The organism is Bradyrhizobium sp. 157, from assembly GCF_023073815.1.
In the GTDB taxonomy this organism is placed as follows: Bacteria; Pseudomonadota; Alphaproteobacteria; order Rhizobiales; family Xanthobacteraceae; genus Bradyrhizobium.
Genome location: NZ_JADPKF010000065.1, coordinates 173,404 through 184,394, shown reverse-complemented (window position 1 = coordinate 184,394; position 10,991 = coordinate 173,404). Strand labels below are relative to the sequence as shown.

Sequence of the window (10,991 nt, the reverse complement as noted above, 5' to 3'; positions counted from 1 at the left end):
TATCGCTGCATCAGAGGCCGGACAGATGGCAGCATCCGACTACGCGCCAATGCGCTTCAAAAATCGCTTGCATCTCGCGGGGCGTCCACAGATGAGTACGTGCCCCTATATCCCGCTCGCGCCTTCGTGCTGAAAGCCGAGATAGCTCGCCGCAACGCGCTGGTTGCTGGCGATATCCTTCGCCGATCCTGACAGGATGAATTCGCCGAGTTCCATGACATAGGCGCGGTCGGCGATTTTAAGCGCCGCTTGCGCATTCTGTTCGACCAGCAGCACCGACACGCCGGCGGCACGCAATTCGCCGATGGTGCGGAAGATGTCGGCCACGATGATCGGCGCGAGACCAAGGCTCGGTTCGTCCAGCATCAACAGTTTTGGCGCGCCCATCAGGGCGCGACCCATCGCCAGCATCTGCTGCTCGCCGCCGGAGAGCGTGCCGGCCAATTGCTTGCGCCGCTCCTTGAGCCGTGGAAACAGCGCGTAGACGCGCTCGAATGATGTTGCTGCCGTCGCCTTCGGAATCCGGAAGGCGCCGAGCTGCAGATTGTCCTCGACGTTCATGGTGCCGAACAATTCGCGGTGCTCCGGCACGAGACAGAGGCCCGCCGCGACGCGATCCTCGATGTCGAGCGGGGTCATGTCGGTGCCGGCGAAGGCGGTGGCGCCCTTGAGCGGCAGAACGCCCATGATGGCATTCAGCAGCGTCGTCTTGCCGGCGCCGTTGGCGCCGATGATGGTGACGATCTCATCGTCGGCGACGTCGAGCGAAACCGAGCGTACAGCTTCGACCTTGCCGTAGGAAACATGGGCGTCGGAGACCGATAACAGCGCACTCATGCGGTAGCTCCGAGATAGGCCTTGATCACATCGGGATTGGTCTTGATCGCAGCCGGCGTGCCCTCGGCGATCTTGGTGCCGAAATCCAGCACCACGATGCGGTCGGCGAGATCCATCACAAAACCCATGTCGTGCTCGACCAGCAGCACCGACATGCCGCCGTCCCGCAACTGACGGAGCAGGGCAGCGAGCCGCTGCTTTTCCATGTGGCGCAGTCCGGCGGCCGGCTCGTCGAGCAGCAGCAGCAATGGATCGACGCACAGCGCGCGTGCAATCTCGACAATGCGCTGCTGGCCGAGCGACAGGCTTCCCGCCAACTGGTCGATCTGGTCGCCGAGGCCGACGCGTTCGATCTGGCGCGCGGCTTCCGCCAGCAATTTCGCCTCGTCGGTCCGGTCGAGCCGGAGCATGCTGGAGATCGCGCCCGCAGACCCTCGCAGATACGCGCCGATCGCGACGTTCTCCAGCACGGTCATGTCAGGCACCAGCTTGACGTGCTGGAAGGTACGCGCGACGCCGAGTTTTACCACCTCCTGCGGCGGAGCGTTGTCGACCTTGTGACCGAGCACCGAGATGGTGCCGCCGGTCGTCGTCAGCACGCCCGTGATCAGGTTGAAGGTCGTGCTCTTGCCGGCGCCGTTCGGGCCGATCAGGGCGACGATCTCACGGGAGCGGACGTCGAAGGAAACATCGTTGACGGCAATCACGCCGCCGAACTGCTTGCGCGCCTTCTCGATCTGCAGCAGCACGGCGGACGAAGCCTGTGCGCGCATCGGCGTGGCAAGTGGAAGCGACGTATCTGGCATCCTGCGATTCGACTTGATCGGCAGTCGCAACATCAGCCAGGGCCAGACGCCGGTCGGCGCCAGTTGGAGCAGAACGACCAGCAGGATGCCGAACACGATGGTCTCGAGTTGGCTCTGGCCGCCGAAGATATAGGGCAGATAGCTCTGCAGGATCTCCTTGAGGATCACGACGATGCCGGCGCCGAGCACCGCGCCCCAGACATAGCCGGCGCCGCCGACCACGGCGATGAACAGATACTCGATGCCGGCATGCGCGCCGAACGGGGTCGGGTTGGCCGCGCGCTGGAAATGCGCATAGAGCCAGCCCGAGAGGCCGGCGAGAACGGCCGCATAGACGAACACCAGCAGCTTGGCGCGCGGCGTCTGCACGCCGAACGCTTCGCCGGCGATATGCCCGCGCCGCAGCGCGCGGATCGCGCGACCGGTGCGGGAGTCCAGGAGGTTCATGGTCAAGAGCGCCGAGACGAGCACGGCGATCCAGATCACGAAATAGATCGTGCCGGGTTCGAGCATCCGGAAGTTGCCGATCGAGAGCGGCGGGATGCCGGAGATGCCGTCATTGCGGCCGAGGAATTCCAGCTTGCTGAACAAGTAGAACAGTCCGATGCCCCACGCGATGGTGCCGAGCGGCAGATAATGGCCGGACAGCCGCACCGTGACGATGCCGAGCAGGACGGCGGCGATGCCGCTGACCACGAGCGAGAGCGGCAGCGTCAGCCATGGCGAGACGCCATAGGCCGTGGTCAGTACCGCCGTGGTATAGGCGCCGAAGCCGCAAAACGCGGCTTGTCCAAACGAGGTGAGGCCGCCGACGCCGGTCAAGATCACGAGGCCCATCGCCACCAGTGCGGCGAGGCCGATATTGTTGAGCAGCACGATCCAGAATGGCGGGACGCCCGGAACGAACGGGATGGCTGCCATTACGAGCGCGAAGACGATGAGAGGGGTGCGCTGGTTCATCGCCGTCAATCCTTCTCTTCCTCAACCGCGGGCGCTGCGAGCGAACGCAGCACCAGCACGGGAAGGATCAGCGTAAACACGATGACCTCCTTGAAATTGCTGGCGTAGAACGAGGAGAACGCCTCGACGCTGCCGACCAGCAGCGCCGCGACCGCGGTGAGGGGGTAGCTCACCAGTCCGCCGATGATCGCGGCGATGAAACCCTTCAGGCCGATCAGGAAGCCGGTGTCATAATAGAGCGTGGTGATCGGCACGATCAGAATGCCGGAAATCGCGCCGATGAGGGATGCCAGCAGGAAAGCAATCTGCCCCGACAGCGTGGTGCGGATGCCGACGAGGCGGGCACCGAGGCGGTTGACGGCGGTAGCGCGCAGCGCCTTGCCCATCAGCGTGAAGCCGAAGAACAGCCACAGCGCGACGATGAAGGCAATGGTGAGTCCGTAGACGGCAAGGCTCTGGCCGGTGAAGCGCAACGGTCCGATCGTCAGTGCGGTATTCGACAGGGCCGGTCCGCGCAGGCCTTCGGCGCCGAAGAACACGAGGCCCAGGCCCTGCAGGGCGAGATGGCAGCCGACGGATGCGATCAGCAGCACCAGCACCGAAGTATGCGCGAGCGGTTGGAACGCGATGCGATAGAGGAACAGCCCGATCGCCGCGACGATCAAAAGCGACAGCGCGATATTGACCGCGATCGGCGTCTTGGAACCGGCAAGACCATAGGTCAGGACCAGGATCGCAGCCGGCAGCACGATGTTGAGAGCAAAGGCGGGCGCGACCCGCTTGAGCCGTAGCGACCGCCGCGCGTCAAATAGGTCGAGGCCGAACGCGACCACGCCCATGGCCATTGCCAGCTTTGCGGTGCCGGGCACCTGACCGGTTGCCAGCATGGCGTAGCTCAGCGCGCCGAACGTCACGAATTCGCCCTGCGGAATCAGGATGACGCGGGTGACGGCAAACACCAGCACCAGCGCCAGCCCGAGCAGCGCATAGATCGCGCCATTGGTGATGCCGTCCTGCAGCAGGAACAGCATGATCGTCGTATTCAAGACTGGCGCTCCCCCTAAAAGCGTCGCCGGTCCTGACCTCGCACGGTCCGCCGGCCGTCCCATATCTCGGCAGTTGAAAGACGCCGATATTTGATATATCCCATAACAATTATCAAATATAACATCAAGGCCCGGTCACCAGCCGAGCCTTTTCGGGGGCGAGCCTCACGCCATGACAGTTTCCAAGGCAGCGACCCATGTCGTCAAGTCGCCGCGCAGCAACGGCAAGGAAATCGCCGATGGCGCCGCGGAGAGTGCCGGGCTGCAACTGGGCGAGCTGGCCGACCTGCTTGGCTATTCGCTCAAACGCGCGCAGCTCAAGGTATTCGAGGATTTCCTGCGCTGTGTCGCGCCGCTGCAACTGACGCCGGCGCAATTCTCGGTGCTATTATTGCTCGATCGCAATCCCGGGCGCAACCAGACCGAAATCGCCAACACGCTCGGCATCCTCAGGCCGAATTTCGTCTCGATGCTGGATGCGCTGGAGAGCCGCGGCCTCTGCGTCCGGATGCGCTCGACCAACGACCGTCGCTCGCACATCCTGGTTCTGACCGACAAGGGCAGGGCGGTGCTGGCGCGCGCCAAGAAGCTGGTCGCGACTAAGCACGAGGCGCGCCTCAACGAGCTGCTGGGTCCCGCCAACCGCGTCGCGCTGCTTGAAATGCTGTCGAAGATCGCGGCGGAGTTTTGAGCGAGTGACACCGTCATTCCGGGGCGGCGCGAAGCGACGAACCGGGAATCTCGAGATTCCGGGTCTGGTCCTTCGGACCATCCCGGAATGACGAGCTCACGCCGCGACGATACGGCCTTGAGCCCCGCGTTCTCCGCGTCCCGACAGGAATTGCCGCTCGATCTCGGCGGCGGGAAGCGGCTTGCTGAACAGGAAGCCCTGCATCTCCGTGCATCCTTCGGATGCGATGCTGTGGAGCTGCTCTGCGGTTTCCACGCCCTCGGCGGTCGCCGTCATGCCCATTCCATTGGCGAGCGCGGCAACCGCGCGCACGATGTTGAGCGAGCTAGAATTCTCGGTGATGTTCTTGACGAAGGAGCGGTCGATCTTGATCTTGTCGAACGGAAAGCTCTGCAGGTAGGTCAGCGATGAATATCCGGTGCCGAAATCGTCCATCGCAATCCGGATTCCGAGCGCCCGCAACTGATGCAGCACGGCGAGCGTCGCTTCCTTATTGTGCAACAGCACCGTCTCGGTGATTTCGATCTCCAGCCGCGTCGGTGCAAGGCCCGAAGCGGCGAGCGCGCCGACGATCACCTGCATCAGGCCGGGACTGCGAAACTGGATCGCTGAAATATTGACGGCGACGTGAAGGTTGTCCGGCCATTGCGCGGCGGTGGCACAAGCCTGCCTGATGACCCACTCGCCCATCGGCACGATGAAGCCGATCTCTTCGGCCAGCGGGATGAAGGCGGCCGGCGTGATCATTCCCTTGGTCGGATGATTCCAGCGTATCAGCGCCTCGAAGCCGCTGATTTCCTTGCTCGCCAAGTTGACGACCGGCTGGTAGTGCAGCTCGAACTCGCCCGCCGGCAGCGCTTTGCGCAGATCTTGCTCCATGATGCGGCGGGTCTGCATCTGCAGGTCCATCGCAGGCTCGAAGAAGCGGAACGTGCTGCGGCCGTCGCTCTTGGCGCGGTAGAGCGCGAGGTCGGCGTTGCGCAGCAGTTTGTCGGGGTTCGATCCGTCGCCGGGACCGACCGAAATGCCGATACTGACGCCGATCACGGCCTGCTGGCCGTCGATTTCATAGGGCTCGCTCAACGCATCAATGACGCCCTGCGCCAGCGAAGTGGCATCGGCAGGGTCGGAGATCGTGGCCTGCACGATGACGAATTCATCGCCGCCCATCCGCGCGATCGTGTCGGAATCGCCGACGAGCCGGCGCAACCGTTCGGCGACGCTCCTGAGCAATTTGTCGCCGCAGGGGTGGCCGAACGTATCGTTTACGGCCTTGAATTGATCGAGATCGAGGTGGTGGACGGCCACCATTTCCCCGCCCGAAACCCTGCCCAGCGCATATTCGAGCCGATCGTTCAACAACACCCGATTGGCAAGGTCGGTCAGCGCATCCTGATGCGCCATGTATTCGATCTTGACCTCGGACTGGCGCTGTTCGGTGATGTCCTCATGCGTCGCGACCCAGCCGCCGCCGGGCATCGGGCGGTGGCGGATCTTGAAGGTGCGCCCGTTCTTCAACTCGACGATGCTGTCTTTCGCTTCGTTGGAAACCGCCACGTTGGTGCGCCATTGCAGATATTCGTCCCGCGTCATGGCGGGGAAGCTGCCGGCTTCGAAGCGCAGGTCGACAATCTCGACCAGCGACATGCCGGGGCTGACGCGCTCGGGCGCGATGTCGTACATCTCCACGAAGCGATCGTTGCAGACGATCAGGCGGTGGTCGGAATCGAAGAAGCAAAGGCCCTGCGACATGTTGTTGATCGCAGTGTCGAACTGGAAGTTCCTGATGCGCAGGGCCTCTTCCTGTTCTTTGCCGAGCTCGTATTGTTTCTTCAGCCGGGCATTGAGCTCTTCGCGCTCGGTGATGTCCTCATGCGTCGCCATCCCGCCGCCACCCGGCATCGGGTAGACGGTATAGGCAACGATCCGGCCGTCGGTGAACTCCTGCACCGCGGTGTCCAGTGCGATGTCGCGACCGACGCGCTCACGGATATAATCATCGACCGCGACCTGCACCTTCAGGCCGAGATTCAGCCGGTGCCGGATCAGTTCATGAGTCGGTGTTCCCGGCTTCACCTGTTCAGGCGAGAGCCCGTACATCTCCCTGTAGCGGCGGTTGCAGAAAACGACCTCGCGCTTCTCGTCGAAGACGACGATACCGAGCGACAAATGGTTGATCGCCTCCTCGAGGCGCGCACTCAAATGCGCCGACCGCAGCGCGGTTGTCGAGATGTGATCCGTCATAGAGCGTTCCCCAGCCGCCACTAGCGGCTCTCCTCCTCCAGGAGAACGGCCATTAGATGCCAAGCTGGTGAATCGCAGCTTCGAGATAGGCAAACAGCGCGCGGGTTCCTCGCAAACTGCTCAACAAAGCGTTAACGCCGTCAAGGCGCATGCGACGTTCCGGAACTGCCCGGAGATCTACGCCGGGTCCACCAAAATCACCCTGACGTCGTTGACGTTGGTAAGCGTCGGGCCGGTCAGCAGGAGATCGCCGGTAGCCGAAAAGAACGCGGTCGCATCGTTGTTGGCGAGATAGGCCGCAGGATCGAGGCCGAGCGACTTCATCTTCGCGAACGTCGCCTGATCGATCAAAGCGCCGGCCGGGTCGGTCGCGCTGCCGGCTCCGCCGTCGGCGCCATCGGTGTCTGCGGCCAGTGCCACGATGCCGGACGTATCCTTCAGAATATCCGCCAGCGCCAGCGCATATTCCTGGTTGGGACCGCCGCGGCCATTGCCACGCACGGTCACCGTGAGCTCACCGCCCGACAGGATCGCGGTTCGTTTGCCCTCGCTTTGTGCTTTCAGCGCCAGTCGCGCATGATCGGCCGCCACCTCGCGCGCCTCGCCTTCGAGATCCGCGCCGAGGCCAACAACCTCATACCCCGCGTCCTTTGCGACCTTGATCGCCGCCTCGAGCGAAGCCTTCGGCTTTGCAATCATCTCGAATTGCGCGCGGGCAAAGGCGGGATCGCCGGGCTTGCAGCTCTCGTTCCTGGGATCTTCGAGGGCGCGCCTGACGGCATCGTCGACTGTGAGATTATACTTTGCGACCAGGGCGCGGGCGTCCGCCAGCGTGGAGGAATCCGGCACCGTCGGTCCCGATGCAATCGCAGACGGATCGTCGTGCGGTACATCGGAGATCGCAAGCGTCACGATCTCGGCGGCGCGCTGCCCGGCGCGGGCCAACCGGCCGCCCTTGATCCGCGACAGATGCTTGCGCACGACGTTCATCTCGCCGATCGGCGCGCCCGAACGCAATAGCGCGCGGTTTACCTGCTGCTTCTGCGCGAACGAAACGCCATCTGCGGGTGCGATCCAGTTCGCCGAGCCGCCACCGGACAACAGCACCAGCAAAAGATCGTCCGCAGTCGCCTCCGTGGCGAGACGCAGCGTCTCATCGGCGGCTTTCAGTCCGGCTTCGTCGGGCACGGGATGGCCGGCTTCGACAACCCTGATCCGCCGCGTTGGCACGCCGTGGCCGTGGCGCGTGGTGGCAAGGCCGGTCAGTCGCGACGGATCGAGCCCCAGCGTATCGAGGTAGTGCCGTTCGGCCGCAGCCGCCATCGCCGCGGCGCCCTTGCCTGCGGCGAGGCAGATAACCTTGCCCTTGGGCGCGGGACGCAGATGCGCCGAGAGCACCACGTTGGGATGCGCGGCCGCAACGGCCGCATCAAAGATCGCACGCAAGAGGGAACGTCGGTCAGTCATGATCTGCAACGGGGCTGCTAACGGGACGGGAGGTCTGGTTATCCATCCAATCGCTGCAAAAGAAAACCCCCGCAGGATGCCTGCGGGGGCGCTTCAGGCCGGCAAATGGGCCGATTATAAATTGAGATGACTAGCCGCCGGCGTCACCGGACAGGATTTCACCGAAGCGTTCCCAAGTCTCGCCCTTGAACTTGATCAGTTGCACCGACGAGATCGGCGCAAAGTCGGTCGGTGACGTGTTGACCTTGATGCCCGGCAGCAGACCTCCGAGTTCGAGGTCCTTGATGCTGGCGGCCTGCTTCATGACGTTCTCGCGCGTGAGATTGTCGCCGCAGGCTTTGAGCACATGCACGAGACCCTGCGCCACCGTGTAGCCGAACATCACTGATGCGTCGGCGCGGTTGGCTTCCGGATAATACCTGTCCAGGAACTCGTTCCAGGCCTTCATGCCCGGATCATCCTTCCACTGCGCATCCGTCGGATCCTTCAGGTATTGCGAGGAGATAATGTCCTGCGCGTTCTCGATGCCGGCCGGCTTGATGACGCTGCCGATCGAGGCGGAGACGTTGTTGAGGAAGTGCAGCGGCTTCCAACCGATCTCGGCGTTCTTCTTGATCGCCTGCGCCGCGAATTTCGGCGTGGTGATGTTGATGAACACGTCGGCGCCGGACGCCTTCAGCTTGACGATATGGGAGTCGATGGTCGGCTCGGAGACCTCGTAGCTTTCCTCCAGCACGATCATCGACGCGGCCTTGGCGCCGAGCCCGTCCTTGAAGCCCTTCAGGTAGTCCTTACCGTAGTCGTCGTTCTGATAGAGAATGCCGATCTTCGCGTTCGGCTTCTCCTTCAGAATGTATTTCGCATAGATCTGCGTTTCGCTCTGGTAGTTGGGCTGCCAGCCCATGGTCCAGGGGAAATTTTTCGGATCGTTCCACTTGGTGGCGCCGGTGGCGACGAACAGTTGCGGCACCTTCTTGCTGTTCAGGTACTTCTGGATCGCCGTGTTCGGTGGGGTGCCGAGCGGATTGAAGATGAGCAGCACTTCATCGCTCTCGACCAGCTTGCGCGCCTGCTCCACTGTCTTTGGCGGAGAGTAGGCGTCGTCATAGCTGATGAAGTTGATCTTGCGCCCGTTGATACCGCCTTCGGCGTTGATCTTCCTGAAATAGGCTTCCTCAGTCTTGCCGATTACGCCATAGGCGGAAGCCGGTCCGCTATACGGCATGATGTTGCCGATCTTGATTTCGGTATCGCTTGCGCCGGGATCGTATTTCTTCTGTGCGAGAACGCCGCTCGACGATGCGGCGAGTAGTCCAAACGCGGCCGAAACAACCGCAAGTTTTTTCATTGTGGACATTTCTGTCTCTCCCTTTTGATTTCTTAATGTAACTGTCGGTCCCCTTGATGAGGCTCTTTTGACAGCGTCGTGATTAGCATCTTGCCGAAAGCCTCACAAACAAAAAGCCCCTGCGGCAAAAGCCGCAGGGGCTGCATCTTCAGCAGAGCTCGCAGTCGGGTTAGCCGCCGACGTCACCCGAGAGAATTTCGCCGAAGCGTTCCCAGTTCTCGCCCTTGAACCTTATCAGTTGCAATTGCGAGAGCGGAGCAAAGTCGGTCGGCGACGTATTGACTTTGATCCCAGGTAGCAGGCCGCTGAGTTCGAGGTCCTTGATGTTGGCCGCCTGCTTCATGACGTTTGCGCGGGTCAGGTCGTCGCCGCAGGCCTTTAGCACGTGCACCAAACCTTGAGAGACGATATAGGCGTACATCACCGATGCATCGGCCCGGTTGGCTTCCGGATAATACTTATCCAGGAACTCGTTCCATGCCTTCATCGCGGCATCGTTCTTCCATTGCGCGTCGGTTGGATCCTTGAAGTATTGCGACGAGATGATGTCCTGTCCATTCTCGAATCCGGCCGGCTTCATCACGCTGCCGATCGAGGCCGAGACGTTGTTGAGGAAATGCAGCGGCTTCCAGCCGATCTCGGCGTTCTTCTTGATCGCCTGCGCCGCAAACTTCGGTGTGGTGATGTTGAAGAAGACGTCGGCGCCTGACGACTTCAGCTTGACGATGTGGGAGTCGATCGTCGGTTGGGAGACTTCGTAGCTTTCCTCCAGGACGATCATTGATGCGGCCTTGGCGCCAAGTCCGTCCTTGAAGCCCTTCAAATAGTCCTTACCGTAATCATCGTTCTGATAGAGGATACCGACCTTGGCGTTCGGATGGTTCTTCAGGATGTACTTGGCGTAGATATGCGACTCGCTCTGGTAGTTGGGCTGCCAGCCCATCGTCCAGGGGAATTCCTTGGGGTCGTTCCATTTGGTGGCGCCGGTGGCGACGAATAGTTGCGGCACCTTCTTGCTGTTCAGGTACTTCTGGATCGCGGTGTTCGGCGGGGTGCCGAGCGGGTTAAAGATCAGCAGCACTTCATCGCTCTCCACCAGCTTGCGGGCCTGCTCCACTGTCTTCGGCGGGCTGTAGGCATCGTCATAGCTGATGAAGTTGATCTTGCGGCCGTTGATGCCGCCCTCGGCGTTGATCTTCCTGAAATAGGCCTCTTCAGTTTTGCCGATCACGCCGTAGGCGGAGGCCGGTCCACTGTAGGGCATGATGTTGCCGATCTTGATTTCGGTGTCGGTGGCGCCGGTGTCGTATTTCTTTTGTGCCAATGCGCCGCTGCTGGTCGCGGCAAGCAATGCGAGGGCAGCCGCAAAGGCTCCCAGTCGCAAGTTGATAACGGACATTTTTTGATCTCCCTAGGATCGGTGACTGTGTCATTGTTTTTGATTGGAGCGCTTGGCGGCTCTTGGCTGTATTGAATACCTTTCGGCTGCGTCCAGCAACAAAAAGCCCCCCGCGACGGCGTCGCGGAGGGCGATATTTAGTCGGATGCTCCGGGAAACTACCGCCCCGCGGAATATTGGTTAACGGCCGAGT

General features: G+C 61.9%; 8 protein-coding genes. 1 reads left to right on the top strand and 7 read right to left on the bottom strand.

Annotated elements, in window-relative coordinates; translation table 11 throughout:
* Positions 1 to 105: 105 nt before the first annotated feature.
* The 3 genes from IVA95_RS14490 to IVA95_RS14480 are packed head-to-tail and all read right to left on the bottom strand — an operon-like array spanning position 106 to position 3,649.
* The gene (locus IVA95_RS14490) at positions 106 to 837 is read right to left on the bottom strand and encodes an ABC transporter ATP-binding protein (RefSeq protein WP_247511082.1); all 732 of its coding nucleotides are present in this window, start codon (positions 835 to 837) and stop codon (positions 106 to 108) included.
* Entirely contained in the window at positions 834 to 2,603 is a 1,770-nt protein-coding gene (locus tag IVA95_RS14485) for a branched-chain amino acid ABC transporter ATP-binding protein/permease (RefSeq protein WP_247511081.1), read from the bottom strand. The genes IVA95_RS14490 and IVA95_RS14485 overlap by 4 nt, the downstream gene beginning before the upstream one ends.
* A 5-nt stretch (positions 2,604 to 2,608) precedes the next feature.
* The gene (locus IVA95_RS14480; protein ID WP_247511080.1) at positions 2,609 to 3,649 is read right to left on the bottom strand and encodes a branched-chain amino acid ABC transporter permease; all 1,041 of its coding nucleotides are present in this window, start codon (positions 3,647 to 3,649) and stop codon (positions 2,609 to 2,611) included.
* A gap of 172 nt (positions 3,650 to 3,821) precedes the next feature.
* Here IVA95_RS14480 and IVA95_RS14475 point away from each other — a divergent pair, with 172 nt between their 5' ends.
* Positions 3,822 to 4,340, top strand: a complete 519-nt coding sequence (locus IVA95_RS14475) for a MarR family transcriptional regulator (RefSeq protein ID WP_247511079.1) — start codon at positions 3,822 to 3,824, stop codon at positions 4,338 to 4,340.
* 96 nt (positions 4,341 to 4,436) lie between these two features.
* Here the strand turns inward: IVA95_RS14475 and IVA95_RS14470 are convergent, their stop codons facing one another.
* From IVA95_RS14470 to IVA95_RS14455, 4 genes are all read right to left on the bottom strand, one after another.
* Positions 4,437 to 6,584 carry an EAL domain-containing protein gene (locus IVA95_RS14470; RefSeq protein WP_247511078.1) on the bottom strand — a complete coding sequence of 716 codons (2,148 nt, stop codon included), beginning with the start codon at positions 6,582 to 6,584 and terminating at the stop codon, positions 4,437 to 4,439.
* Positions 6,585 to 6,761: 177 nt separating this feature from the next.
* Positions 6,762 to 8,051 carry a glycerate kinase gene (locus tag IVA95_RS14465; protein ID WP_247511077.1) on the bottom strand — a complete coding sequence of 430 codons (1,290 nt, stop codon included), beginning with the start codon at positions 8,049 to 8,051 and terminating at the stop codon, positions 6,762 to 6,764.
* 130 nt (positions 8,052 to 8,181) lie between these two features.
* Positions 8,182 to 9,408: an ABC transporter substrate-binding protein gene (locus IVA95_RS14460; RefSeq protein WP_247511076.1), complete on the bottom strand. Its 1,227-nt coding sequence runs from the start codon at positions 9,406 to 9,408 to the stop codon at positions 8,182 to 8,184.
* A 160-nt stretch (positions 9,409 to 9,568) separates the two neighbouring features.
* Positions 9,569 to 10,798, bottom strand: a complete 1,230-nt coding sequence (locus IVA95_RS14455; RefSeq protein WP_247511075.1) for an ABC transporter substrate-binding protein — start codon at positions 10,796 to 10,798, stop codon at positions 9,569 to 9,571.
* Positions 10,799 to 10,991 lie beyond the last annotated feature (193 nt).